This window comes from Promicromonospora sukumoe 327MFSha3.1, assembly GCF_000385135.1.
Classification (GTDB): Bacteria; Actinomycetota; Actinomycetes; order Actinomycetales; family Cellulomonadaceae; genus Promicromonospora; species Promicromonospora sukumoe_B.
The window spans coordinates 1,607,628-1,633,768 of the sequence record NZ_ARQM01000010.1; the positions used below are offsets into that span (position 1 = coordinate 1,607,628).

The 26,141-nt window shown below is 72.3% G+C and carries 22 protein-coding genes; 14 read left to right on the plus strand and 8 right to left on the minus strand.

Annotated features, from left to right (window positions below):
* Positions 1–1,520: 1,520 nt before the first annotated feature.
* Positions 1,521–1,961 carry a MarR family winged helix-turn-helix transcriptional regulator gene (locus H291_RS0110925; protein WP_020015035.1) on the minus strand — a complete coding sequence of 147 codons (441 nt, stop codon included), beginning with the start codon at positions 1,959–1,961 and terminating at the stop codon, positions 1,521–1,523.
* Between the two features lie 70 nt (positions 1,962–2,031).
* On the opposite strand from H291_RS0110925, the gene H291_RS0110930 reads away from it, so the two are divergent.
* Positions 2,032–3,654 carry an FAD-dependent oxidoreductase gene (locus H291_RS0110930; RefSeq protein ID WP_020015036.1) on the plus strand — a complete coding sequence of 541 codons (1,623 nt, stop codon included), beginning with the start codon at positions 2,032–2,034 and terminating at the stop codon, positions 3,652–3,654.
* A complete protein-coding gene (locus H291_RS0110935; protein ID WP_020015037.1) occupies positions 3,651–4,526 on the plus strand; it encodes a cyclase family protein in 876 nt (291 codons plus the stop codon). Before H291_RS0110930 ends, H291_RS0110935 begins: the two co-directional genes overlap by 4 nt.
* Positions 4,527–4,676: 150 nt before the next feature.
* Here the strand turns inward: H291_RS0110935 and H291_RS0110940 are convergent, their stop codons facing one another.
* Complete coding sequence (locus tag H291_RS0110940; protein WP_020015038.1) at positions 4,677–5,372, minus strand: response regulator; 696 nt, start codon at positions 5,370–5,372, stop codon at positions 4,677–4,679.
* A complete protein-coding gene (locus H291_RS29545) occupies positions 5,369–6,547 on the minus strand; it encodes a sensor histidine kinase (RefSeq protein ID WP_020015039.1) in 1,179 nt (392 codons plus the stop codon). Before H291_RS29545 ends, H291_RS0110940 begins: the two co-directional genes overlap by 4 nt.
* A gap of 130 nt (positions 6,548–6,677) precedes the next feature.
* Between H291_RS29545 and H291_RS0110950 the strand changes: the two genes are divergently transcribed.
* The 3 genes from H291_RS0110950 to H291_RS0110960 are packed head-to-tail and all read left to right on the plus strand — an operon-like array spanning position 6,678 to position 8,570.
* Positions 6,678–7,418: an ABC transporter ATP-binding protein gene (locus H291_RS0110950; protein WP_020015040.1), complete on the plus strand. Its 741-nt coding sequence runs from the start codon at positions 6,678–6,680 to the stop codon at positions 7,416–7,418.
* Positions 7,415–8,128, plus strand: coding sequence for a hypothetical protein (locus H291_RS0110955; RefSeq protein ID WP_020015041.1), 714 nt, complete (start codon positions 7,415–7,417; stop codon positions 8,126–8,128). The genes H291_RS0110950 and H291_RS0110955 overlap by 4 nt, the downstream gene beginning before the upstream one ends.
* 25 nt (positions 8,129–8,153) lie before the next feature.
* Positions 8,154–8,570 carry a hypothetical protein gene (locus H291_RS0110960; RefSeq protein ID WP_157236811.1) on the plus strand — a complete coding sequence of 139 codons (417 nt, stop codon included), beginning with the start codon at positions 8,154–8,156 and terminating at the stop codon, positions 8,568–8,570.
* A 34-nt stretch (positions 8,571–8,604) separates the two neighbouring features.
* Here H291_RS0110960 and H291_RS0110965 read toward each other — a convergent pair whose 3' ends face one another.
* Positions 8,605–9,507 (minus strand): alpha/beta fold hydrolase, encoded by a 903-nt coding sequence (locus H291_RS0110965; RefSeq protein WP_020015043.1) that lies wholly within the window; start codon positions 9,505–9,507, stop codon positions 8,605–8,607.
* Positions 9,508–9,528: 21 nt separating this feature from the next.
* Positions 9,529–10,554, minus strand: coding sequence for a LacI family DNA-binding transcriptional regulator (locus H291_RS0110970; protein WP_020015044.1), 1,026 nt, complete (start codon positions 10,552–10,554; stop codon positions 9,529–9,531).
* A gap of 131 nt (positions 10,555–10,685) precedes the next feature.
* Between H291_RS0110970 and H291_RS34525 the strand changes: the two genes are divergently transcribed.
* Both H291_RS34525 and H291_RS0110980 read left to right on the plus strand, forming a co-directional pair.
* The gene (locus H291_RS34525) at positions 10,686–11,396 is read left to right on the plus strand and encodes a ThuA domain-containing protein (RefSeq protein WP_020015045.1); all 711 of its coding nucleotides are present in this window, start codon (positions 10,686–10,688) and stop codon (positions 11,394–11,396) included.
* A complete protein-coding gene (locus H291_RS0110980) occupies positions 11,381–12,472 on the plus strand; it encodes a Gfo/Idh/MocA family protein (RefSeq protein ID WP_020015046.1) in 1,092 nt (363 codons plus the stop codon). The genes H291_RS34525 and H291_RS0110980 overlap by 16 nt, the downstream gene beginning before the upstream one ends.
* Positions 12,473–12,505: 33 nt before the next feature.
* On the opposite strand, the gene H291_RS0110985 is transcribed toward H291_RS0110980, so the two are convergent.
* Complete coding sequence (locus tag H291_RS0110985; protein ID WP_232216020.1) at positions 12,506–13,069, minus strand: TetR/AcrR family transcriptional regulator; 564 nt, start codon at positions 13,067–13,069, stop codon at positions 12,506–12,508.
* Between the two features lie 119 nt (positions 13,070–13,188).
* Here H291_RS0110985 and H291_RS0110990 point away from each other — a divergent pair, with 119 nt between their 5' ends.
* The gene (locus H291_RS0110990; protein ID WP_232216021.1) at positions 13,189–15,048 is read left to right on the plus strand and encodes an ABC transporter ATP-binding protein; all 1,860 of its coding nucleotides are present in this window, start codon (positions 13,189–13,191) and stop codon (positions 15,046–15,048) included.
* Positions 15,049–15,159: 111 nt separating this feature from the next.
* Positions 15,160–16,149, plus strand: a complete 990-nt coding sequence (locus H291_RS0110995; protein WP_198012447.1) for a phosphotransferase — start codon at positions 15,160–15,162, stop codon at positions 16,147–16,149.
* Between the two features lie 15 nt (positions 16,150–16,164).
* On the opposite strand, the gene H291_RS0111000 is transcribed toward H291_RS0110995, so the two are convergent.
* Positions 16,165–17,157, minus strand: a complete 993-nt coding sequence (locus tag H291_RS0111000) for a LacI family DNA-binding transcriptional regulator (RefSeq protein WP_020015050.1) — start codon at positions 17,155–17,157, stop codon at positions 16,165–16,167.
* A gap of 233 nt (positions 17,158–17,390) precedes the next feature.
* Here H291_RS0111000 and H291_RS0111005 point away from each other — a divergent pair, with 233 nt between their 5' ends.
* Genes H291_RS0111005 through H291_RS0111020 form a run of 4 tightly spaced genes read left to right on the plus strand, consistent with a single transcriptional unit; the run spans position 17,391 to position 21,976 of the window.
* Positions 17,391–18,914 carry a sulfatase-like hydrolase/transferase gene (locus tag H291_RS0111005; RefSeq protein ID WP_020015051.1) on the plus strand — a complete coding sequence of 508 codons (1,524 nt, stop codon included), beginning with the start codon at positions 17,391–17,393 and terminating at the stop codon, positions 18,912–18,914.
* A complete protein-coding gene (locus H291_RS0111010; protein ID WP_020015052.1) occupies positions 18,911–20,206 on the plus strand; it encodes an ABC transporter substrate-binding protein in 1,296 nt (431 codons plus the stop codon). Before H291_RS0111005 ends, H291_RS0111010 begins: the two co-directional genes overlap by 4 nt.
* Complete coding sequence (locus H291_RS0111015; protein WP_020015053.1) at positions 20,203–21,153, plus strand: carbohydrate ABC transporter permease; 951 nt, start codon at positions 20,203–20,205, stop codon at positions 21,151–21,153. The genes H291_RS0111010 and H291_RS0111015 overlap by 4 nt, the downstream gene beginning before the upstream one ends.
* Positions 21,143–21,976, plus strand: coding sequence for a carbohydrate ABC transporter permease (locus tag H291_RS0111020; protein WP_020015054.1), 834 nt, complete (start codon positions 21,143–21,145; stop codon positions 21,974–21,976). The genes H291_RS0111015 and H291_RS0111020 overlap by 11 nt, the downstream gene beginning before the upstream one ends.
* A 59-nt stretch (positions 21,977–22,035) precedes the next feature.
* Here the strand turns inward: H291_RS0111020 and H291_RS0111025 are convergent, their stop codons facing one another.
* Complete coding sequence (locus tag H291_RS0111025) at positions 22,036–24,960, minus strand: CBM35 domain-containing protein (RefSeq protein WP_020015055.1); 2,925 nt, start codon at positions 24,958–24,960, stop codon at positions 22,036–22,038.
* A 154-nt stretch (positions 24,961–25,114) separates the two neighbouring features.
* Between H291_RS0111025 and H291_RS0111030 the strand changes: the two genes are divergently transcribed.
* Complete coding sequence (locus tag H291_RS0111030; RefSeq protein WP_198012448.1) at positions 25,115–26,140, plus strand: LacI family DNA-binding transcriptional regulator; 1,026 nt, start codon at positions 25,115–25,117, stop codon at positions 26,138–26,140.
* The last annotated feature ends 1 nt before the right edge of the window (position 26,141 follow it).

Here is a 26,141-nt window from a genome sequence, read left to right on the forward strand (position 1 = left end):
GTGGCGTCTAGCGGTTGACGATAAGGAACTCGGCCCGAGGCTTGCTAAGTTCGGTCGTCTTGCTGTCGGCGTGTACCCTGTGCGGGGTGACAGATTCGAGTGGCCAGGTGCGGATGATTCATTGGATCTGCTTGGTTCAGAGATTCGTTCCGGTACGGAGCGCATCCAGGACCGCGATGGCCTGTGTCGCGGCCTTATGGCCGAGACTGACGTGAGTGACGGAGAGACTTTTGTTTGGCTGCCTCGCGTTAGTTATCCCTCCCGTCTTGTTAAGTCATTCATCCTGGCTCGGAGCCTAGATGACCCAGTTCTCGAGGGGTTGGCGCGCGAGAAGATCGACGCGCTTCCGGCGTCACGCGACAACGCTGGCAGAATGGAAGCCGGTCGCGACGTAGCCGTTAGGTACGCAAAGAGCTACTCGAAAGAACTGGGGTTACCAGTCGATCTCACCTGACCGGTTCGGTGCTGGCTCCTTCGTCATCGCTGCCACCGCGCTACGCAACTCACGTTCCAGATGTCGGTGCGTGAAGGCGTCGGAACCGTCCCGTCCGGCGAGACACAGTCCTCGTTGCCGGTCGGCAAGAAGTCGTACCCTATAGGTGGTTTCCTGCTGGCGGGCCTGCGCCCATGAACGGACTTCGCGGTCCGGATCCAGAAGGGCCGAGAATGCCCGTGGCACCGCGTGGATTGGGGTGGGCTTGGGCACAGGCTGAACTTACATGCGGCACCAGCCGCCCATGCAACGGGTGCGGCTCTTCCGGACTTCATTGGTGCCGGGAACAGCGCGCTTGCATACCGCACCGGACCAGATCTGATGCCGGGACCACCCGCTACTCGAGCGAGCCTTGCACGCAGAAGCCGCGGCCGGGCTACGGATCTGCGACGACAGTCGCCGCGACGCCTAGGTCGGCCGTCGAGGACCACACCATCACAGCGATCGATGCGACGCCAATGGCTGGCACGGCATACGGGCCGGCAACCTGGAAGGCTGCCGCTGCCAAGACTCGCTGGCTGGGCTCGGGGTCGAGCCGGTCTGCTGGGCGCTGCTGGTGCTCATCGAATACTCATCAGATTCAACCCGCGCCGACCCGACGCGACCCGATACTCTCTGACAGGTCGGTGCGAGCCGATCCGCAAGACTCCGATGAAACCCGTGATTTCTAGAGCTATTCGGTCGTGCAGAAGGGTCCTTGATTTCTTCAAGGGGTCGCAGGTTCAAATTTTGTCAGCCCGATTGATTCAGGCCTGGAAACTCAAGGGTTTCCGGGCCTGAAGGGTTTCTGGGACTTGAGCCGCTCATCAAATACTCATCAAATTGGCCGCTGGGACGGCCAAATCTCGGCATCCGGGATGCTGGCCGCGCAGAGCGCACGGGTCGCCTCGGAACGGTGGGGGATGACCGCGCACTTGAGCGTCAAAGAGACGTGCACATCCCCTGCGGGTGGGCTGGGCCCACCGCCGCATGCCACGCAGAGGCCAGGCCGCCATGCTCGGGGCACCCCGCCTACGCCCGATTCGCGCTAGTGCGGCCAAGCACGCGACATCGTCGCCCGGAGGCCCGCGACCGCCTCCGACCCCAGTCGGTCACCGAGTTCGACCTCCAGGTCGCGGAGGATCCCCAGGGCCAGGTCGCGGCGCTGCTGTCCTGCTGGCGTGAGCGCAATCCGTGTCGACCGCGGGAACCCAGGTCCAGGTTCGCTGCTCAGCAGGCCCTCGCCGATGAGCTGCGTGACAGCCCGATGCATCGTCTGACGGGTCACGTCCGCACGGCGAGCCAGCTCCGCCGTGCTCACCGCTTCCTCGGCATCCAGATGAGCGAGCACCGCTGCATGCGCCGGCGTGATGCTGGCCACGCCCGCGTCGGACAGGCGGACCAGGAACTCGTCGGTGAGGTGACGGACCCCGCGTTGCAGCAGCGCGAGCAGCGGCGCGTCAGTGTTCGGTTGATTCTCGTCCGCCATGTTCCGCTCCAGTGGATCCAGGGGTATAGGATTGCAGTGTAAGCATAGCTGACACAGGGAGAAGCGGCGAATGGGTTCAACACCGGACGACGACGTCGACGTGCTCGTAGCGGGGGCCGGGCCGGTCGGCCTCATGGCCGCGTTGCACCTGGCCCGGGCCGGGGTCTCGGTCAGGCTGGTGGACGCAGCGAGCGGGCCGGGCACCACCAGCCGGGCCCTGGGGGCGCATGCCAGGAGCCTGGAGATCTACGACCAGACCGGCCTGCTCGGCGAGATCGCGCCACATGGGACGAGAGTCAACGCCTTCGTCCGGCACCAGGGCGCCCACACGAGCCGGACCGACTTCGACTTCGACGGCCTGCCTACCCGCTTCCCCTACATGTTCAACATCGACCAGGTGGTCATCGAGCGCGTGCTCCGCGGCCAGGTCGCCGCGGCTGGGGTCCGGGTCGAGTGGGCGACCCGGTTGGAGTCGTTCGACCAGGACGATCAGGGCGTCACCGCTGTCCTGCGCACCGGTGACGGCCCCAGCGCAGAGCACGAGACGGTCCGCGCCAAGTTCCTCTGGGGCTGCGACGGCGGGCACTCCACCGTGCGCAAGTCGCTGCGGCTCCCGCTGGAGGGCGACTCGGCCCACACCTGGCTCATCGCCGACGCGATCGTGCACACGGACCTGGCTCGCGACGGCGTCCACTGGCTGTTCCCGGCCGGTGGTGCGCTGATGCTCTTCCCCTTTCCCGAGGCGGGCAAGTGGCGCCTGCTGGACACGACCGGCGACGGCGACGCCGGTCGCCCGGAGCGGATCGCCGAGCAGTTCAGCACCAAGCTGTCGCAGGCGCTGGGACGCGACACCGTCGTGGAGACCCCCAGCTGGACCTCGGAGTTCACCATCCAGCAGCGGGCGGTTCCCGCGATGCGCGTCGGCCGGTGCTTCGTCTCCGGAGACGCCGCCCATGTCCACTCCCCGGCATCGGGCCAGGGCCTCAACACCGGCATCCAGGACGCGACAAACCTGGCCTGGAAGCTCGCGATGGTCGTCCGCGGCGATGCCGATCCCACCCTGCTGGAGACCTATGACGCCGAACGCGTCCCCATCGGCCAGGCGCTGCTCGCCTCCACCGGCGAGGTCATGGACACCGCGATGGTCGATGCCGCCCCCGGCGATGCCGGCACGACGGACGCGGACCGCGGCTTCGCGCGCCAGCTCATCCGGAACATGTCGGGCCTGACCATCGCCTACCCGGACAGCCCGCTCACCGTCCCCGCCGGAGTCGGCGAAGGCCCCCGCCCCGGCCAGCGGCTGGTCCAGGTCACGGCCGCCGACGCGCAGTCGCCCGGATGGACGATGCTGCGCGCGGCGCTGAGGACTCCGGCCTGGCATCTGCTCCTCTTCGCCGACGCCGACGCCGACGCCGACGCCGACGCCGACGCCGGTGCCGGCCGGGGCCATGCCGCTGCGCAGGCTGCCCCGCTGCCGGCATGGGTGGAGAAGGTGACGATCAGTCGTGGTCGGCAGGATCGCTGCGTGTGGGATCTTGACGGCCGGCTCCACGGCACGCTCGCTGTCACCGACGGCGACTGGATCCTCGTCCGCCCCGACGGGTACGTCAGCGCCCGCGGATCCGGGGACGCCGAGCTGCGCACCGCCCTGGACTCCCTGCCGGGCCTCGACCAGTCGGAGCCGGCGGCATGAGCGACGACCTGCTGCCCAGCAACTGGGGACGCTGGGGCGAGGACGACGAGCTCGGCACGCTCAATCTCGTCGATGACGCCGCGCGGGCGCGGGCCGCCGCCGAGGTCCGGACAGCGACCTCGGTGAGCCTCGCACGTCCGACCCACCCGGTGCCCCTGACCACCGGCCTGTCCCCGGTCGGCAGCCCGGCAACGGTGCCCGCGCCGGTCCTGCAGATCATGAACTACAGCGGGGCGCATCCGGCGGCCGTCACCGACTCCCTGCTCGTCAACACCCACAACGCAGCGCTGACGCACGTCGACGCGAGCTGCCACATCCCTGTCGACGATCAGCTGTATCCCGGTGTCCCGCTCTCGGACGCCGTCACGCCCGTCGGGGTCCGCCACGGCTCCGCCGACCGGATCTCGGACGGAATCGTCACTCGAGGGGTGCTGCTGGACCTGGCCCCGGACGGTGGCTCTCTCGATGCCGGTCACCGCGTGAGCGGAGCGGACCTCGACGAGGCGCTCGATCGGGCCGGCACCGAGGTTCATCCCGGCGACGCGGTCGTCGTGCGCGGCGGCTGGGAGGTGGACCGACCGATGGATCATCCAGTCCCGGGCCTGGACCTGAGCGCGGTCGACTGGCTCGACCGGCACGGCGCGGCCCTCTACGTCGGCGACATCGGGGACCGGAGGCCCCCGAGCTTCCCGCTCCCGATGCACCAGGTCGCCCTCGCGCGGCTCGGCCTCCCGCTGGTCGACGCCGCAGGCCTCGACGACCTCGCCGAGGCGTGCAAGGGCCTGATGCGATTCGGATTCATGCTCGTGATCGCGCCGCCACGGATCACCGGCACCACCGGGCTCCCGGTCAATCCGATCGCGGTCTTCTGAGCCCGCGCGTCATCGCATGGGCGGCCGTCCCTCGCGCCCGCGCTTCCCCCGTCAAGTGGTCGCCCCGCGTCTGAAGAAACCGCATCTCACCTGGTAAGACAGGTGGGAGGTGGTCTCTTCGTCAGAGGGCGGTACGGCGCCGACCGAGGGTCAGCGATCGGCACCGTCGAGGAGTCCGGCGTCCCGGACCGCCATCGCCGCCGACACCCGGTTGTCGACGCCCAGCTTGCTGAACACCCGGGTGAGGTTCGCCTTCACCGTCGCGAGGCTGAGGTGCATGCGCGTCCCGATCTCGGCGTTCGACAGGCCGCGAGCCATCAGCACGGCGGCCTCGCGCTCCCGCCCGGTGAGCGCCGCGACGGCCCGCGCGACGTCTGGATCGGCCCGCCGGCGGCCCGCCGCCGCGGCGATCACCGTGGTCGTGATCGCGGGAGACAGCACCGGGTCGCCCCGGTGCACCGCCTTGACGGCAGCGATCATCTCGGCCGGCTCGGCGTCCTTGAGCAGGAATCCGGCCGCGCCGTCCGCCAGGGCCGTCAGCACGTCGTCATCGGTATGGAACGTGGTGAGCACCACCACGCGGGGACTCGGCACCACGCGGTCCCGGAGCCGGCCGAGCACGGCGAGCCCGTCGAGCACCGGCATCCTGATGTCGAGCAGAACGACGTCCGGCTCCAGCCGCTCGATCTGCGCCAGCCCCTCCGCGCCGTCCCCGGCCTCGCCGACGATCATCAGCCCGGCGTCACCGCCCAGGACGAGGCGCAGGCCTCTGCGCACCATCGGGTCGTCGTCGACCAGGAGGACCGAGACCGGGCCGGGCACACCGGGCACGCCGGGCGCGTTCACCGGGCCTCCCGGACAGGCAGGGTCGCGTCCAGGACGAATGCGCCGTCGACGACGTCGTGGCGGGCCGTGCCGTCGACGCCCGCGGTCCGCTCGGCCACGCCGACCAGGCCGTAGCCCGGGCGTCCGCCGGGCACGCCGGTGGCGGGGACGGGGTTGCTGACCCGGATCCGCACCTCATGGCCGGCGTGCGCAACCTGCACCGTGACGGGCTCGCCGGGCGCGTGCTTGCGCGCGTTCGTCAGGGCCTCCTGCACGATCCGGTACGCCTGCCGGCTCACGTACTGAGGCACGGACTCGGCCCCGGTGATCTGGTGGTCGATCGACTGGCCCGACTCCTCGGCCTCCGCGATCAGGACGGGCAGCTCGTGCAGGGTGGGCTGCGGTGGCTCGGGCGGGCCGTCGGGCGCCCGGCGGAGCGTGCCGAGGACCGTGCGGAGGTCGGCCAGCGACTGCCGCGCGTCGGACTGGATCTGCGCGGCCGTGACCCGGGCCGTGTCGGAGTCGAGGTCCGTCCGGTAGGCCAGCGCGCCGGCGTTGAGCGCGACGAGCGACAGGCGGTGGGCCAGCACATCGTGCATCTCCCGGGCGATGCGCTCTCGTTCGGCCATGCGGGCCTGCTCGAGCCTGGCCTCGTCGGCCTCGCGGCGGGCGAGGGCGGCTGCCGACTGCTGCCGTGTCTCGGCCGTCCGGCTGGTGACCAGCCAGCCGGTCAGAGTGGCCAGGGCGGTCCCGGCGACCGTCAGGGTGAGCTCGACGGTCGAGGGTGCGGTCCACGGCTCGCCGTCGGCCCCCAGGAGCAGCCCGGCCAGCTTTGCCGCCACCACGCCCGCACCGGCGGCGGTCGCGACGCGCCGTGCGCCCCGGCGCGCGAGCGACGCCTGGCAGTAGATGACGGCGCCGAGGGCCGCCGGGGAGACCAGCAGCGTCGCGCCGGACACGACCACCGCGACGAGGGGATGCCGATGGTGGAGGGCCACGGTCGCCACGCCGACGGCCCCGCTGCCGACGGCGAGCGCCAGCAGCGGCCAGGGGACCTGCGGCAGCCGGACCAGGACCGGGGCCAGGTAGTAGAGCCACAGCCCGGCTACCACCAGCCAGCCGACGACGGCGCGCGTCGGAGCGGCGTCGTCAGGAGCCGAGGGGCTGACGGGCACGGGGTGCTGCGGGGAGATCACCTGGTCAGTTTAGGAATCGCCGTGCGAGGAGCCCCAGCGACCTTCGGCTCGGGTTCGCCGGCCCATCGGCTGAAGACTTCCGGCCTGTCGCAGGATGTGGCCGGCCTGGCCGCGGTGATGCAGTGCGGTCATGATCAAATTCGACGGTGTGACCAAGGCGTACCAAGGCCACGTAGTGCTCGACGCGGTTGACCTCCAGGCTCCGGCGGGAGCGGTCACCGGCTTCCTCGGTCCGAACGGGGCGGGCAAGTCCACCGCCCTGCGGATCCTTGTCGGCCTGGCGCGGGCGGACAGCGGGCGAGCCACGATCGGGGGCCGGTCCTACCGCTCCCTGACGCGCCCGGCCGCGACCGTCGGTGTCCTGCTCGACGCGGACGCCGTCCACCCGGGACGCACCGGGCGCGAGACCCTCGCGCTCACCTGCATCGCCCTCGGTCTGCCCCGGCGTCGGGCCGACGAGGCACTGGACCGGGTCGGCCTGAGCCGGAGGGAGGGGCGGCAGCGGGCGCGTGGGTATTCGCTCGGCATGCGGCAGCGGCTGGGACTGGCCCACGCGCTGCTCGGCGACCCGGACGTGCTCGTGCTCGACGAGCCTGCCAACGGGCTCGACCCGCAGGGCCAGCGCTGGCTGGCCGAGCTGCTCCGGGACCAGGCCGACCGGGGTCGTACGGTGCTGCTGTCGAGCCATCAGCTCGCCGAGGTCGAGCAGCTCGCGGACCATCTCGTGATCATCGGTGGAGGGCGAGTCCTGAGCGCCGGTACGACGGCGGACCTGGCCGCGGCCCACGGCGCGATCGCCGAGCACTACTTCGCGCTGACCGACGGCGTGGACCGGGCGGCTGCCGCCCGTGGCGGACGGATCGCGGCATGACCGCCCGGCTCTGTCTGGTCGAGCTGCGCAAGCTCGTCGACACGGTCTCCGGCGCCGTGCTGATCGGCGTCGCCGTGGTCCTCGCCGGGGTGTTCGGCGGAGGCGCGCTCCTCGTCCGCCCGGGCGCGTCGTTCTCCGAGGTGGCCCAGCTCGCGGGCGTGCCGGGCGGGACCCTGGTCACGGTCATGGCGATCATGCTGGTCACCGCGGAACGAACCCACCGTACGGCGCTGGTCACCTACGTCGTCACCCCGCGGCGCGGGCAGGTGGTGGCCGCCAAGGCGGTCGCGGCAGCGACGCTCGCCCTCACGCTCGTCGTGCTCGCCGTGGCCGCCGCGGCCGTGATCGTGCCCGTCGGAGCCGTGGTGACCGGCAAGGAGGCGAGCTGGGCGGTCGATGCCGCCGCACTGACCTCCTGGGCGGCCGGCACTCTCGTGGGCGCGTTGTCCGGGTGGGCGCTGGGCCTGGCGATCAACAACGCGCCGGCGGCCATCGTGCTGGTGCTGGTGTGGCCGATGGCTACCGGCCTGCTGGCCAACGTGCCCGCACTCGCGCCCGTCCTGCCCTGGCTCGACAGCGCGGCGGTCTCCGGCTTCGGCGACGGTGTCGACCAGGGTGAGCTGGGCAGGTTCCTCACCGGGCTGGCGGTCTGGGTGGCCGTCCCCGCCGTCGTCGGCCTGGTCCGCGCCCTGCGGGGGGAGGTGCGCTGAGCAGGGACACCAGTACAGTCGGCCCATGTCAGCCGATGGCAAGCCCCGCCCGGTCGTCGTCAGGTCTTCCCGTGCGCCGGCGCTCGAGGTGGCGGCCGCCGTCCTGATCCCGATCGGCGTGCTGGTCCTTGCCGGGAACTGGTTCACGTCCTACGCCTGCTTCATCCATTCCTGCGGCAGCCCGGACACCGGCAACCACGTCACCTACGCGGTGACCGCGCCGGTCGTCGTGGCCGCCGTCGTCTGGACGTTCATCAGCGCCTGGCGGCGTGAGGCGAGCTGGATCTACCTCTGGCACGGACCGGTCGGCCTGGTCGCGCTGATCGTCGCGGTCCTGTGCGCGGTGCCGACGTTCGAGGTGTCGACTCCTGAGCCCGAGCACACGCCGTGGACCGGCTGCGTCGAGTACTCGGGCGGCGACAGCGACTGCCCGGGCGGCTGACGTCCGCCCGGGCAGCCTCACACGGACGGGGAGGTCAGGAACCGGCCACGGTCACCGCGCCGAGAAAGCCCGCCACCGCCGCGGTGAACTTTCCCGGACTCTCGATGTGGCCCAGGTGACCGGTCCCGTCCAGCACCGCGAGCTGCGAACCGGGCACCGCCTCGTGGATCATCCGGGCCCACCGCAGGCCGCAGATGAAGTCGTCGTCGCCCACCAGCACCAGGGTGGGCATCGACAGGGCGGGCAGCTCCTCCCGCACGTCGAAGGCCGGCCCCTCGCCCCACGCCGGGGCGGCGTACATGCGCAGCGCGTTGCGGCCGACGGCGAAGTCGGACTCGTGGCCCCAGTAGTCGTGGAAGTACGCCGGGGCGATCCTGCGCAGCACCTCCGTCGCGCCCTCGTCGTCGGACGGCGCGGTCTGGCCGGTCAGGCCCGCGACGTAGGTCGCCACCTCGGGATGGTCGGCGACGTGGCGCCGCGCGTACCCCTCCATGTTCTCGACCGCCACCGACCAGAAGTCCTCGCCGGTCACGGGCGAGGTGTCGTACAGGACCAGCGAGGCCACGCGGTCCGGGTGGTCGAGCGCGTAGCGCTGGGCCACGAACCCGCCGTGGGAGTGCCCGAGCACCATGACCTGCGGCAGCCCCAGGTGCTCGACGATCGCGTGCAGGAAGTGGGTGTACAGGCCCAGGTCGTAGCCGCGCGGGTCGGCGAGCCGCCCCGACGCCCCGGTGCCGACGGGCTCGACGTACACCATCGTCATGCTCCGCTCCAGGTCGGGCATGCGCAGGTAGTCCCAGCCGATCCCGGGACCGCCCGGGTGGACGACGCAGACGGGACCGCTCCCGGCGACGTGGTAACGCTGCTCGACGACGGAGGTGCCGTGCTGGACGGAGATGGTGTGGGTGCCGAGGGAGACGGCGTTGTTCGAGGTCACGCCCCCATGACCGGGTAGGGCTCAGTCCTGTGACATCGACCCGGCCGCGGTCGATCCCCGCACCACCAGCCGCGTCGCGAGCTCCTCGCGCGGCGCCTCCCGCGGCACGTCCCCGCCCAGCCGCAGCAGCATGCGCAGCGCCGCCCCGCCCATCTCCGCGATGGGCTGGTGCACCGTGGTCAGCGCCGGGCTGAGCCAGCGCGCCTCGGGCAGGTCGTCGAAGCCGACGACGCTCACGTCGTCGGGAATCCGCAGGCCCAGCGCGGCGGCGGCGTCGTACACGCCGAGGGCGATGGTGTCCGAGCACGCGAAGACCGCCGTCGGCGCCGGGGTGGCGCGCAGGAGGGCCAGCGCACCCTCCGCGGCCTGCTCGCGCCGCCAGTCGGTGTGGGCCACGCGGTGGTCGGGCAGGTCGAGGCCCGCCTGCGTGACGGCGGAACGGAACCCATCGATCCGCGCCTGGCTGTACAGGTGGTCGCGCTGCCCGCCCAGGACGGCGAGGCGCCGGTGCCCGAGCCCCAGCAGGTGCTCGGCCGCGGCGCGGCCGCCGGCCCAGTTGGCGGCCCCGACGCTCGCCACGGACGACGGCGGCTGGCGCAGCGGATCGAGCAGCACCACCGGCAGGCGCGCGGCGGCCAGGGTCGCGAGCTGGTCGTCGGTCGTGTCCACGAGGGCCAGGACGGCGCCGCGCAGCCGCCGGGCGAGCAGCCGGGTGAGCCAGGCGTCGTCGGGCGGGCGGGCGACCGACACGACCACCTCGATCCCCGCCTCCTCCGCGGCCTGCTCGACGCCGCTCAGCGCGCGGTTGGCCCAGGTGCCCTCGATGCCGCTGAGCACGAGGTCCACGAAGGGCCAGCTCTCCGGGCGCGACGGCGCGTTCCGGCCGGCGCGGCCGCGGTAGCCGAGCTCCGCGACGGCGTCCAGCACGCGGGCGCGGGTCGCCGCCGAGACGTCCGAGCGGCCGCTGAGCACCTTGGACACGGTGGGCACCGTGGTCCCGGCGGCCTGCGCGACGTCCGCGAGGGTGGTCCGACGTGGGTCCGGCATATGACGACGGTAGTGACGGTCGCAGAAGTTGCGCAACTTATTGGGGGTTGATCCGGCAAAAGTACTCGGGTATCAAAGGGAGGCGGCATCTCATCGGGCCGCAGTTGCGCAACTTTCGGGAGCGGAGCCCCATGACGACGACGTCGAGCAACAAACGCGCGCTGGTCGTGCGCGGTGGCTGGACCGGGCACGAGCCGGTCGAGACCACCGACTCTTTCCTGCCGTTCCTCACCGAGCACGGCTACGAGGTCCGGGTCGAGGAGTCGACGGCGGTCTACGCCGACGCCGACTACCTGGCGGGCGTCGACGTCGTGGTCCAGACCGTCACCATGAGCACCATCGAGCCCGCGGAGCTCAGCGGCCTGATCGCCGCCGTGGCCGCCGGCACGGGGCTGGCGGGATGGCACGGCGGCATCGCCGACTCCTTCCGGAACAGCTCCGACTACCTGCAGCTCGTCGGCGGGCAGTTCGCCGCCCACCCGCCCAGGGCGCCGCGCTCGGAGCTGCCGGGGGAGGCCGCCGACAACTTCGTGCGCCACACGATCGACATCGTGCCCGAGCGCGCCGATCACCCGATCGTCGCCGGGATCTCCGACTTCGAGCTGACGACGGAGCAGTACTGGGTGCTGTCCGACGAGTACAACGACGTGCTCGCGACCACCACGCTCGCCGCGCGCGAGTTCGACCCGTGGCACCGGCCCGTGACCTGCCCGGCGATCTGGACGCGGCGGTGGGGCGCGGGCCGCGTCTTCGTCTCGACGCCAGGTCACGAGCTCGCCGTCGTCGCCGATCCCAACGTGCGCACCATCATCGAGAGGGGCATCCTGTGGGCCAGCCGCTGAGGGTCGGGATCGTCGGGGTCGGGGCGATCGCCGGCCAGTACCTGACCACGTTCGAGCGGCTCGACGCCGTCCGCCTCGTCGCGGTGGCCGACCTCGACGCCGCGCGGGCGGCGGCCGTGGCCGCCGAGCAGGGCGTGCGTGCCCTGAGCGTCGAGGAGCTGACGACCGACCCCGAGGTCGACCTCGTCCTCAACCTGACGATCCCCGCCGCCCACGCCGAGATCGCCCTGCGCGCCATCGCCGGCGGAAAGGCCGTCTACGGCGAGAAGCCGCTCGCGGTCACCCTGGAGGACGCGCGCGCGATCCTGGACGCGGGCCGGGCCGCCGGGGTGCGGGTGGGCTGCGCTCCGGACACCGTGCTCGGCACGGGCGTGCAGACGGCGCGCAAGGCCATCGACGACGGCGCGATCGGTCGGCCGGTCGCCGCCACCGCGACCATGACGACGCCGGGCCACGAGCGCTGGCACCCGAACCCCGACTTCTACTACCAGCCGGGCGGCGGCCCGTTGCTGGACATGGGCCCGTACTACGTGACCGCCCTGGTCACGCTGCTGGGCCCGGTCGAGTCGGTGGTCGGACTCGCGAGCCACACCCGCGCGACGCGCACCATCGGGTCGGGCGCGCGGGCGGGGGAGACCGTCCCGGTCGACGTCGACACGCACGTGACCGGGGTGCTGCGGCACGTGTCCGGCGCGCTGTCGACGCTGGTGATGAGCTTCGACGCGGTCGCCACCCGCGCGTCGAACATCGAGGTGCACGGGCAGGCCGGGTCGCTCGTCGTCCCCGACCCGAACGGGTTCGACGGCGACGTGCTGCTGCACGAGCTCGGCGGCTCCTGGGAGACCCTGACGCCCAGCGCGGGCTACCGCGGCGCGGGGCGCGGCTACGGCGTTGCCGACCTCGCGACGACGGCGCCCGGGGTCGTCGCGCGCGCGGACGGCGCGCTCGCGTACCACGTGCTGGAGGTCATGACGGCGCTGCTCACGGCGGCCGACTCGGGGACGACGGTCGCCGTCGAGAGCCGGTGCGAGCGGCCGGCGGCGGTGCCGTTGTCGGACGGGCCCGCGCTGGGCTGACGGTGGTGGTTCCGGTCGCGGCGGCGCGCCCGTTCAGGGCGCGACGCTGCGCCGGAACGACTGCACGGCCAGGTCCGCCGCGACGTGCCGCGGCAGGTCCTGGTTGCTGACCTCTGCCGCGGTGTAGAGCAGCGCGTAGTACAGGTTCAGGGCCCAGGACGTCGGGATGCCCGCGCCGATCGCGCCCTCGGCGCGGGCGCGGTCGACGAGCGCCCGCATCTCCTCGTCGCCGTCGTCGGAGGACCAGTGCGGGTTGCCCTCGAACCGCTTGGGGTCCGCGAACAGGAAGATCACGCGGTCGCCCATCTCGACCCCGGCGCGCAGGAAGTGCTCCAGGGTCTCCATCGCGGGGACGGCCGTCGCCGAGCCGTCGTCGGCCGTCTCCAGCCGGGCCAGCGAGTCGAGCAGCAGGGCGTCGATGAGCGCCTGCCGGTCGGTGAAGTAGCGGTGCAGGGTCGAGCGGCTGACGTCGGCGCGCAGCGCGATGGAGCTCAGCGAGGCCGAGAAGTCGTGCGCCCACACGGCCGCCGCCGCGTCCAGCACCGCTGACCTGGTGCGGGCCCGCGCTCCTCGCTCGTTCTGCTCGGTGGTCGTCACCAGGCCGAGGGTAGGCCGTAGTTCCGGGCGGCACAATATGGTTGCGAAATGCGACAGTGGTGTCGCAGAATGGATCGCACGTGTTGAACGAGCGGGACGTGAGCGGACGGAGCGAAGACGTGTCGGACGGAATGCAGGAGCGGACCACGGGGGAGAAGGTGCGGTCCTTGTGGGCCTACGCCCGCCCGCACAAGGCGGTGCTCGTCGTCGCGCTGATCCTCGGGGCGATCGGCACCGCCACGGAGCTGGCCACCCCGCTGGTGACCAAGGCGGTGCTCGACGGGCTGGAGGCCTCCGCGTCCCTGGCCACGCCGATCACGATCCTCGCCGTGCTGCTCGTGGCGGGCACCGTGGTCGGGCTGGTCCAGGGCATCATGCTGGGCACCCTCGCCGAGCGGATCATCCTCGCGGCCCGCACCGGCCTGGTGCGCCACCTGCTTCACGCCCGCGTCCCCGAGGTGACGGCGCGCCAGCCCGGTGAGCTCGTCACCCGCGTCACCTCCGACACGCTGCTCATCCGCGAGGCGACCACCTCCAGCGTCGTCAACTTCGTCAACGGTGTGATCGGCCTGGTCGGCGCGATCGTGCTCATGGCCTACCTCGACGTCGTGCTGCTCGGCGTCACGGTCGCCGTCCTGATCCTGGCCGGCATCAGCGTGGTGGCGCTCATGCCGCGGCTGTCCCGCGCGCAGCAGGAGGCGCAGGAGCACGTGGGCGCGCTCGGCGGCCGTCTCGAAGGGGTCATCCGTGCGCTGCGGACCGTCAAGTCCGCGCGGGCCGAGTCGCGCGAGACGGGCCGGGTCGCGGCGCACGCCGAGGCCTCGGCCCGCAGCGGCATCCGCGCCGTCAAGCTCGAGAACGTGTCGTGGACCATCACCGGGGTCGCGGTCAACCTGGCGGTCATGCTGCTGCTCGGCGTCGGGGCGTGGCGGGTCTCGACCGACGCCATCACGGTGAGCACGCTCGTCGCGTTCCTGCTGTACGTGTTCCAGCTGATGATGCCGGTCATGCTCCTGACGATGTCGCTCACGTCGCTGCAGTCGGGCCTCGCGGCGGCCGCGCGGATCAGCGAGGTCGAGGAGATGGCGCTGGAGGCGGACGACGACGCCGCGGTGCGGGACGGCGTCCTGGACGGCCTGTCGGCCGCGCCGCGCGCCGGTGCGGAACCGCCGCTGGTGCGGCTGCACGACGTGACCTTCCGGTATGCCGGAGCAGGTGGGGCCGGCGCCGAGGGCGACGGCACGACCGGCACCCGGCCGCCCGCGCTCGACGGCGTGACCCTGGAGGTGCCGCGGCGCGGGCACACCGCGATCGTCGGGCCCTCGGGCGCCGGCAAGACGACGATCATGTCGCTCCTGCTGCGGTTCCTCAGCCCGGACTCCGGTCACGTCGAGCTCGACGGGCGGCCCTACGTGGGGTGGACCACGGACCAGATCCGCTCCCGCATCGCCTACGTCGAGCAGGACACCCCGATCGTGCCCGGCACCCTGCGCGAGAACCTCGCGTACGCCGCCCCGGACGCGACCAATGCCGAGATCCGGGCCGCGGTCGATGCGCTGCGGCTCACCGAACGGGTCGAGATGCTGCCCGACGGGCTCGACACCCAGGTCAGCGCGTCCCAGCTCTCGGGCGGCGAGCGGCAGCGCGTCGCCGTGGCGCGGGCGCTCGTGGCCCGGCCGGAGATCCTGCTGCTCGACGAGGCGACGGCGCAGCTCGACGGCCTGACCGAGGCGGCGCTCGCGGAAGCGATCCGCGAGGTCGCGAGCACGGGGGCGGTGGTGACGATCGCGCACCGGATCTCGACCGTCATGGACGCCGACCAGATCGTGCTGCTGGAGCGGGGCCGGGTCCGGGCGATCGGACGGCACACGGAGCTCCTGGAGTCGGACGAGCTCTACCGCGAGCTGGTCGCCGCCCTGCGTCTCGACGCGAGTGTCACCGTGCCGGGGGAGGAGGAGCGGGCCCCGGCGGGAGCGTGACGGCCGGGCCGATCGGAAGGTCCGGTTCGGGTCGACGGGATCCCGGGCTCCGCTGCCCGACATGACTGCACGACACGACTGCACGACATGACTGCACGACATGATGTGGCGATGACCTCTGTGGCCCGCCCCTCGACCGACCGAGCAGCGCCCGGCGAGATGATTCCGAGGGTCCTGCGGGTGCGGTGGCGCCTGTCCGACGCGACGTATCTGGGCGGCAGCCGGTCCCGCACGTGGCGGGTCCGGCGCGGCTCGACCGTGTTCGCGCTGAAGTGGCTGCCAGCGGGTGTCCGGGCGGACTGGCGGTACGAGAGCAGGGTCATGGCCGGGCTGCGGTCGGCCGGCTGGCCGGCGCCGGTCCTCGCGGAGGAACCCGTCGTCCGGGGCGACGGGGTCTGGCGGCTCTTCGCCTGGCTCCCCGGTGAGCCCGCGCCCGTCGAGGGCGGCAGCGACACCGAGGGGTCCAACCGCGGCCGACTCCTGGCGCAGTTTCACGCCGCGAGCTCCTCGCTCGGCGCCATCGGCCGGCGGGACGGGTTCGAGCTTCCCCGCGAGGCCGTGAGCGATCCGCTGCTCGACCGCTGGCTCACGGTCCACGAGCAGCGGCTCCCCGAGGAGGGCCGGATCCTGCGCGCCTATCGCGAGGAAGCGGCCGCACGGCTGGCGGAGCACGAGTCCGACACCGCGCCCGAAACCGAGTCCGGTGTCCGGCCCGACGTCCCCTCCGGCGTCATCCACGGCGACTTCACGCGGTGGAACCTGCTGTTCGAGTCAGGGGCCCTCAGCGGGATCCTCGACTTCGAGGCGTGCCACCACAACCACCTCGTCGCGGACTTCGCCCTCTCCTGGCGCGGTGACCACGACGACGTCATCCGCGGGTACGACTCCGTCCGCCCGCTCTCGGAGACCGAGTGGCACCTGGTGCGGCCGACCTACTGGGCGTGGTTGTTCCTGGGCGTCGAGGAGATCCTCGCCGAGCACTACTCGCGGCCGGGCGGCGCCGCACACCCTGCCGACCTCGACTGGCAGGTGCGGCACCTGCTCAAGGACTCCGACCTCCTGCGCGCACGGTGCGGGCCGAAGCCCGTCGGCCTGGCCTGAGATCGGCCCCGACCCTCAGCCCGTGCTCTCCCGCTCCACCAGCCGGTGGGGCGCCAGCACCCGCACCGCCTCGCTCTCGTCGCCGCCGATCCGCCGCACCAGGGCGTCCATCGCGGCCTGCGCGATCGCCTCCTTGTCCGGCGAGATCGTGGTGAGGCTGGGGTGCCCGTACCGGCCGTCCTCGATGTCGTCGAACCCGACCACGGCCACCTGCTCGGGCACCGCGATGCCGGCGTCGTGCAGGGCGCGCAGGGCGCCGAGGGCGAGCAGGTCCGAGAAGCAGAACAGGGCGTCGGGCAGCGGGCCGTCGTGCAGAAGGGCCCGGGTGGCGTCGTAGCCGCCGCGCCGTGTGAACGTGTCGACGTAGGCGACCTGCGCCGTGGCGTCCGGCGCCGCCTCCATGGCGGCCTCGAACCCGCTCAGCCGCAGCGAGCTGGAGGAGCGCACGGTGCGCTGGGCGCCGACCGCGACCACGTGCCGCCGTCCGGCGCCGAGCAGGTGCTCGACCGCCTCGCGGGCGGCCACGAAGTTGTCGATGTGCACGTGGTCGAAGCCGGGGTGCGGCTCCTCGCCGAGCAGCACCACGGGGCGCTGGGTGCGTGCGGACCGGCTCAGGTCGTCGTCGGTCAGGCCGAGCGGGCTGACGATCAGGCCGTCGAAGATCGCCTTGGTGTCGGCGCGGGCGAGCAGCTCGCGCTCGCGGTCCCGGACGCCGTCGGTCTGCTCGATCATGAGCGTGTACCCGTGGCCCCGGGCGGCCTCGATGAGCTTGCGGGCCAGCTCCGCGAAGTAGGGGTTGTCGAGGTCGGGTACGACGAGCCCGGCCACGCCGGTGCGGCCCGAGCGCAGCATCCGGCCGATCTCGCTCGGCCGGTAGTCGAGCTCCTCGATGGCGGCGAGCACGCGCTCCCGGGTGCCGGCCGCGACGTTGACGGTGCCGCTCACGACGTTCGAAACGGTGCGGGCCGAGACGCCCGCGAGACGTGCGACGTCCTCGCGTCGACCCACGTCGGCCTCCTCGCTTTGCACGGCTCGCCGCGCCGCACGTGCCGGACGGTGTCCTGCCTGCTCAGCGGCGCTGCTATTGCATCGCGGCAAGCCTACTGGATAGTGTGCCTGCCGATCGGATTGCATCGTGGCAAGGCCGCGCGCCGTGCCCACGATGCCGCCCGCTCCGCCGGGCACCACGCCGGGCGACACGACAGGCACCACCGGCAACGAAGCCACCGCGAGGGGAAGACATGGAAGCGCCGGCCAACGCGCCGCACATCGTCCTGATCATGACCGACCAGCACCGGGCGGACCTGTCGGCCCGGTCGGGGTTCCCGGTGGACACCACCCCGTTCCTCGACGAGCTTGCCGCCCGCGGCACCGACTTCCAGCGGGGCTACACCAGCTCCCCGCTGTGCGTGCCGGCCCGCGTGAGCCTCCTGACCGGGCGGTTCCCGTCGGCGCACGGCGTGACCCAGAACAGCACGCCCGACTCCGCCCGGTTCGACCGCGACCTGCTCGACGTGCTGGGGGAGGCCGGCTACCACCGCATCTTCGCGGGCAAGCCCCACATGCACCGCGGCCCCGACGACTTCGACGCCTACCGCGGCCCGTACTGGCACACCGGCGGCCCCCAGCACACCCCGGGCCACGCGGCCTTCGACCGGTGGCTCGACGAGCTCGACCACGGCGTCGCCCCCGAGCCGACGCCGCACCCGCTGGAGGGCTCCCTCCCGTACCGCATCGTCTCCGACGCGGTCGAGGCCGTCACCGAGTCGGCCGAGCAGGCCAGCGAGCAGGGCACCGCACAGCCCACCTTCCTCTGGGTCTCGTTCCCCGAGCCGCACAACCCGTACCAGGTGCCCGAGCCGTACTTCAGCATGTTCCCCGCCGACGAGATCCCGGAGCGCCTGCACGGCCCCGACGTCGCCGCCGCCAAGGGCGGGCACTGGGCGTGGCTCCGCGACCTCGTCGAGGAGAAGCGCCCCGGGTACGACGACGAGCGCGCCCGCTACCGCGCCAACTACTGCGGCCAGCTCCGCCTGCTCGACGACCAGGTGCGCCGCCTCATGGAGCACGTCTGGGCCACCCTCGGCGACGACGTGCTCGTCATCATGGTCAGCGACCACGGCGACTACGTGGCCGAGTACGGCCTGCAGCGCAAGGGCGCCGGCATGCCCGAGGTGCTGATGCGCATCCCGTTCTTCCTCAGCGGCGGACCGGTCGCGGCCCGCACCCGCGGCGAGCTGGTCTCGCTCGTGGACATCCTGCCCACCATCGCCGAGCTCGTCGGCTCCGCGATCCCCGACGGCGTCACCGGCCGCAGCCTCGCGCCCCTCCTGCTCGACGCCGCACGCACGTCACCCGAGTTCGACGACCTCTACGCCGAACGCGGCTTCGGCGGCCTCACCTACGGCGCCGACGAACGCCCGCCCCTGCACTTCCCGTACGAGGGCCGCACGTTCGACGAGCTCAACACCGTCACCCAGAGCGGGCGCTCGCGGATGCTGCGCCGCGGCGACCTCAAGCTGATCGTGCACAGCGACGGCAGCGGCGAGCTGTACGACCTCGCCGCCGACCCGACCGAGGTGCACGACCTGTTCGACGACCCCGCGTACGCCACGGCCCGCGCGGACCTGCTGTGGCGCCTGACGCAGTGGATGCTCCGCGCCCAGGACGAGCTGCCCACCGGCGCGTACACGGCCAAGCGCGCGCCCCACAACTGGGTCTTCGATCCCGGCACGGCCGGCGCCGAGCAAGGAACACCCGCATGACGCCCGACCTCACCCGCCGCCAGCTCCTGGGCGTGACGCTGGCTGCCCTGGCCGCGTCGTCCCTGGCGGCGTGCGGACCGAAGGGATCGCCGCCCGGCAAGCCCGGCCTGAGCTGGTACGGGGGCGACCCGGTCCACGAGGCGATGCAGGAGCTGGTCCGGCTCTACGGCAGCAAGCACCCCGACGTCGACGTCGTGGCGCAGTTCTCGGCGTTCGACGACTACTGGGACCGCCTCGCCACCCAGACCGCCGGCCGGTCGGCCCCGGACGTGATGCGCATGTCGATGAGCTACCTCGCCGACTACGCCGACCGCGGCGCGCTGACCGACCTCTCGGCCTACCTCGGTAAGACCAGCGAGACCGGCAAGCTGATCAGCATCGACGACATGGCCCCCGACATCGCCGACAGCGCTCGGATCGACGGCGCCTACTACGGCGTCAGTCAGAGCTCCATCGCCAACGCCGCGTTCGTCAACCGCGACCTGGTCGCCGCACTCGGCGTGCCCGACGTCGACGAGTCGTGGACCTGGGCCGACTTCGGCACCTGGGCCAAGGAGGTCGGCGCCGCGCGCGACGACGTGTACGGGTCCATGGACCAGGGCGGCAGCCTGCAGCTCTTCGAGTCGTACGTGCGCGAGCACGGCACCGAGATGTTCACGGCCGACGGCTCGAACCTCGCGTTCGACCAGGGCGTGCTCGAGGAGTGGTGGGCCTACTGGGACGACCTGCGGGCGAACCGGGGCGCGCCCCCGGCGGCCGTGTCGGCCGAGGTCGCGGGCTTCGACACCTGGCCGCTGGCCAAGGGCACCACGCCCGTGGGGTTCGGCTGGGTGCAGCAGGTCGCGTTCGTGCAGCCCTTCCTCGACGGACCGCTCGACATCCTGACCCCGCCCACCGCGGGCACCGGGACGTCGGGCCTGTTCGTGAAGTGCCTCGACTTCTGGTCCATCGCGTCCACGAGCTCGCAGCCCGACGAGGCGGCCCGGATCATCGACTTCCTCGTGAACGACGACGACGCCATCCGCACCCTCGGCATCGTGCTCGGCGTGCCGCCTTCGGAGCGCGCGATCGGCCTGCTGGACCTGGACGCCGGGTCCGCCGAGCAGCGCGCCGTCGACTACGTGGGCCGTATCGCCGACGTCGTCCCGCCCGCGCCCCCGGCCTGGCCGCTCGGCTACAACGAGCTGCTCACCCTGTTCACCAAGCTCGGCCAGGACATCTCATTCGGCGAGGCGGGCGTGTCCGACGCCGCCACCGAGTTCTTCGAGCAGGCCGCGCGGGTGCTGCGATGAGCGCGCTCGGCGAGCTGCGCACGCTGCGCAGGCAGGGCGCGCACAAGGGCTCCCAGGCGCTGAGCGAGGCAGCGCGCAAGGAGGAGCGCGCCGCCTACCTCTTCCTGGTGCCGTGGCTCGCGGGCCTCGTGCTCATCACGGCCGGGCCCATGGTCGCCTCCCTGTACGTCTCGCTCACGGACTACAACCTGCTCCAGCCCCCCGAGTTCCTCGGGCTCGCCAACTACCTGCAGATGCTCGACGACGAACGGCTGCTCAACTCGCTGGGGGTCACGTTCGTCTACGTGTTCGTCTCCGTGCCGCTGCAGCTCGCCGCCGCCCTGGGCATCGCGGTGGTGCTCAACCGGGGGATGCGCGGCCTGGCCTTCTACCGGTCGGTGTACTACCTGCCCTCGCTGCTGGGCGGGTCGGTGGCCGTCGCCGTGCTGTGGCGGCGCCTGTTCGGCGCGGACGGCCTGGTCAACCAGGGGCTCGCGCTGCTCGGCGTGCACGACGCCCCCGCCTGGGTGGCCGACCCCGACACCGCGCTCGGCACGCTCGTGGTGCTCAACGTCTGGACCTTCGGCGCCCCGATGGTCATCTTCCTGGCCGGCCTGCGGCAGGTGCCCGTCTCGCTCTACGAGGCGGCCGCCGTGGACGGCGCCGGACGCTGGGCGCGGTTCGCCCGGATCACGCTGCCGCTGATCACGCCGATCATCTTCTTCAACGTGGTGCTGCAGATCATCCACGCGTTCCAGGCGTTCACTCAGGCCTTCATCGTCTCGGGCGGCACCGGCGGCCCCTCCGACTCCACCATGTTCTTCACGCTGTACCTCTATCAGACCGGCTTCGGGAACTTCCAGATGGGGTACGCGTCCGCCATGGCCTGGGTGCTGCTGGTGATCGTCGCCGCCTTCACCGCCATCAACTTCTGGGCCTCACGATTCTGGGTGTTCTATGACGACTGACGCGCTCAAGACAGCCACCAAGCACCTCGTCGTCATCCTGATCGGGCTGGCGATGACCTACCCGCTGGCCTGGATGCTGGTCAGCGCCGTCCGCGACGAGCCGGACATCTTCACCACGCCCGGCCTGTGGCCGGTCGGTGACGACCTCGCCAACTTCGTCGAGGGCTGGGACAGCGCCGGGCTCCCGTTCAGCCGGTACCTGGTCAACTCCAGCCTCATCGCGCTCGGCGCCATCGTCGGCAACCTGGTCTCCTGCTCCATGGCGGCCTACGCGTTCGCCCGGTTGCGGTTCCGCGGTCGGCGCGTGTTCTTCGGCATCATGCTGCTCACCATCATGCTGCCGATCCACGTCGTGATCGTGCCGCAGTACGTGATCTTCTCCCAGCTCGGCTGGGTCAACACGTTCTGGCCGCTCATCGTGCCCAAGCTGCTGGCCACCGACGCGTTCTTCGTGTTCCTCATGGTGCAGTTCATCCGCGGCATCCCGCGCGAGCTGGACGAGGCCGCCCGGATCGACGGCGCCGGGTTCTTCCGGATCTACGCCCAGATCCTGCTGCCGCTCATGCGCCCGGCCCTGGTGACCACCACGATCTTCACGTTCATCTGGACCTGGAACGACTTCTTCACCCAGCTCATCTACCTCACCGACCCGGCGATGTTCAGCACGTCGGTCGCGCTGCGCTCGCTGGTGGACTCGACCAGCGCCAGCAGCTGGGGTCCGCTGTTCGCGATGTCGGTCGTCAGCCTGGTCCCGGTGTTCGTCGTGTTCCTCGTGGGGCAGAAGTACATCGTCCAGGGCATCGCGACGACGGGAGGCAAGTAGCCGACGCCGGGAGAGCGGCCCGGGCCACCAAGGGCCCGGGCCGCCCCGGGATCAGGGGATCAGAACCCCGAGTTCCCACCCTGCCGGTCCAGCACGAACCCCATGTCGTTCAGCAGCCCCGCCGTCCCGGACCCGGACACGGTCGTGTTCGCGAACGACGCGCTCCCGGCGGCGTGCAGCTCGATGCCGTAGGTGCCCGACCCCGTGATCGTGACCCGGTCCAGGCTCACCTGCTGGATCGACTTCTGCCACGACATCAGCACGCCCGCGTAGGTGCTGTCCTGGATGGTCATGTCGCGGATCACGATCGGCGCGTCGACGGCGTGCACGTCGGCGTAGATCCACAGCGCGCCGAGCTCGGCCGGCCAGTTGGGCTCCCGGCTGCCGGTGCGGGTCAGCGTGTTGCGCGCCACCGTCGTCGTGCCCGTGAACGGCACCCCGAACCGCGTGCTGACCGCGATGCCCGCCGCCGCGTTGACCGTGTCGGCCACGAGGTTGTCCTCGACCCGGTTGCTGCCCCCGCCGCCGTACACGGCCAGGCCGTTGGCCAGCGCCGGGGCCTGGACCGTGTTGAAGGAGAACACGCTGCCGCTGACGGCGCCGCCGTCCGACCACATGGCCAGCGAGTCGTCGCCCGTGTTGCGGAACGTCGACTGGGTGACCTGCGCGTTGGTCACGCCCGAGCGCAGGTTCACGCCGTCGGCGTACGTGTCGCGCACGCGCAGCCCGACCGCGAGCACGTCCCGCGAGCCCGGCCGCACCCACAGCCCCACCTTGGTGTGCTGCACCCAGATGTTCTGCAGCAGGGACTCGCTCGTGAAGTCGCCCTCGATCGCGGCCTGCCCCTCGGCGTCCTCCCGGACCGTGGCCGAGCCGAAGATCGCGACGTCCGCGATGGTGACGCCGCCACCGGTCGCGTAGAAGCCGCCCGCCCGGCCGGTGCCCACGATCACCGAGTGCCACGGGCCCGCGCCGAGCACGGTCACGCCCGTGACGCGGACGGCGTCGTTCACGTGGAACGTGCCGGCGGGAATCCAGACCGGCACGCCCGCGGCCTTCGCGGCGGCCACCGCCGCCGTGATCGCCGCGGTGTCGTCGCCCCCGCCCGACGTCGCGCCGTGCGTGGTGATCGAGACGGCGCCCGACGGCGCGGTGAGCGCGGCCGCGACTCGCTCCGCCTCGACCAGGTCGACGTCGATGTGCGCGACGGCGCCCGAGTCCTTCCGCAGCGACAGCACCGTGCCCGCCGCCTGCTCCGGGATCTCGAACCGCAGCTCGTCGTAGAACCGGTGCGCGGCGCCCAGCGACGGGTCGTTGCGGAACGGGTATTCGCCGTACTGCCAGGCGTGCGCCGAGGTCAGCGTCACGTCCTTCAGCTTGGTCCCGTTCGCGTACACCGCGAGCGGCGACGTCTGCCCGGTCCCGGCCGCGTCGTCCGGGATCGAGTAGCGCACCACCAGCCCGCTCGCCGGGGCCGTGAGGGTCACGTCCACCTTCTCGCCGACGGCGTCCAGCCGCACCGCGCTGCGCCCGCTGGACTCCGCCTGCACCGTGCCGTAGGTGCGCGACGGCGCCAGCTTGGTCCCGGTCGTCGACCCGGCCTCGGCCTCGTACTGCGTGTACGACGTCGACGCGCCGCGCGCCGCGAGGTCCGACTCGCCCGAGACGGCGATGCTGTCGACCAGCACGTCGGCCCCTGAGCCGGCCGCCCGAAGCCCCACCGTGTTCACGCCCGCCCGGACCGGCACGCTCGCCGTCGCGGTGCGCCACCCGCTGCCCGCGGCGAAGCTCACCTGACCCGTGACCCGGCCGTTGACCAGCAGGTCGAGCGTGCGCGCGCCCGCGGGCGTCGCGAACCGGAACGTCGCCGTCGCCGTGCCCGCCGCACCCGCCTGGACCGTACGCAGCACGCGTGCGCCCGCCGTCGTGAAGCCGCCCACGTAGCCCGCGCCCGTGAAGCCGCCCGTGGCGCTCGCGACCGCCGCGTTGCCCGAGCGGTAGGCGTTCTCGGCCTCGCCCGGACCCGCGGGCTGCGGCGGCACGTTCGCGCCGACGTCGAGCCTGTCGATGTTCGCGTTGCCGTTGTCGCCCGAGGCGTAGGCCAGCCGCAGGTCGTGGTTGCCCGCGCTCAGCGTGGCGGTGTGCGTCACCGTGCCCCAGGTGTCCCAGCTCGCGGTCGCGGGCAGCGAGAGCTGCGTCAGCCGGGTGCCGCCGTCGTACAGCGAGAGGGTGCGGGCAGAGCCGGTGCCGTTCGCGTACCGGACCGTGAGGTCCTTGGCTCCGGCACCGGCGACCTGCACCTTGAACGTGACCGACGCCGAGCCGGCGTTGCCGTCCGTGAACCCGCCCACGAACCCGGAACCCGAGAAGCCGGTGTGGTCGGTTGCGGTCACGGCGCCGCCCGCGAGGGTTGCGGCCTCCGCCTCGAACGTCGGGCCGGGGCCGTAGTCGGCTCCGGTGGAGCCACCGGTGTCCGCGACGTCGAGCGCGTCGAGGTTCACGTTGCCGGAGTCGCCCGAGCCGAACCGGTACGCGACCGAGTGGCTGCCCGCGCTCAGCGTGACGGCCGTGCTCCGGGTCGCCCAGGTGGTCCAGCCCGCCGTCGCCGGGAGCGTGACCTGCTGGGCGGCGCCGTCGACCAGGAGCGTGAGGGTCTTGGCCGAGCCCGTGCCGTTGGCGTAGCGCAGCGCCAGCGTGTGCGGGCCGGACGTCGCCGCGGTGACCGCGAACGTCGTCGTTGCGGCGCCCTTGTTGCCGTCGGTGTAGCCGCCCACGAAGCCGGAGCCGGTGTAGCCGGAGTGCTCCGTGGAGACGACGGCGCCGCCGGACAGGGCGGCCTGCTCGGCCTGGTAGCGGGTGGTCGCGGCGCCCGCCTCGGCCGCGGTCGCGGTCACGAGGGCGGAGCCGGCGACCGCGAGGGCCGCCAGCAGGGCCAGGCGTCTGCGCCAGGCGGGGATGGTGCGGGTGTCAGTTCTGCGCGGCATGGGATCTCCTTCGACCGGGATGCGCACGTGCTGTGTCGTCGGTGGGCGACGAGGTTTAGCGGTAAACTTCGCTGGAACGGTACGGCCACTCCGAGTTCCGGGTCAAGGGCCACCTAGGATGCGGCTGGAGCCGGATGCCGACGGGGGAGTGCGCGTGACCACACGACTGAGCGACATCGCGGACGAGGCCGGCGTCAGCGTCATGACCGTCTCGAACGTGATGAACGGCAAGCGCGCCCGCGTCTCGCCCGCCACGATCGAGAAGGTCCTGGGCATCGCCGCCCGGCTCGGCTACGTGCCGAACATCCCGGCGCGCAGCCTCGCGGCGAACAGCTCGCACATCGTCGCGGCGCTGGTCCCGGTGGGGGAGAACAACAGCCTGCTGGTCAGCCCGCACACCGTCGCCGTCGTCGGCGGCATGGAGACCCACCTGCGCCATCACGGCTACCACGTGCTGCTGCGCGGCATCGAGCACGAGGACCAGGTGGCGCAGACCGTGCGCGGCTGGTCGCTCGACGGCGTGGTGCTCGTCGAGTTCCCCGACGAGCAGATCGACCGGCTCCGCGTCGACACCGTGCCGCTCGTCGCCATCGACAGCTACTCCGCCAACCCGCGCGCCATCGGCGTGCGCAGCGACGACGACGGCGGGGGCCGCCTCGCCGGGAAGCGCCTGGCCGACGCCGGACACCGCCGCGTGCTGTTCGCCGGGCCGCCCTACCAGGGCATGGGCGTGGTCGGGCAGCGCTGGGCCGGCTTCCGCGAGGCCTGCCTGGCGGCGGGGCTCGACCCGGACGACGTCGGCGCCGTCGAGGTGCTCACCTCGTTCGAGGACGGACGGCGCCTGGGCCTGCGGCTGCGCCACGACCACCCCGGGGTGACGGCGGTGTTCGCCACGGCCGACCACCTCGCCGTCGGCATCATGGCGGGTATCGCGGAGGCCGGCGGGTCCGTGCCCGGCGACGTGTCCGTGATCGGCTTCGACGACCTCGACTTCGCGCGGTACACCACCCCGGGGCTGACTACGATCGCCCAGAACATGCCCGCGAAGGTCGCCGAGGCGTCGCGGATCGTCCTGGACGAGATCGAGCGCGGGGCCGGGGCCGGCGACGGCGGTCGCGAGCCCGTCGCGCTCGACGTGCACCTGGTCGAGCGCGGTTCGGTCGGGCCGCCCCGCGGGTGAC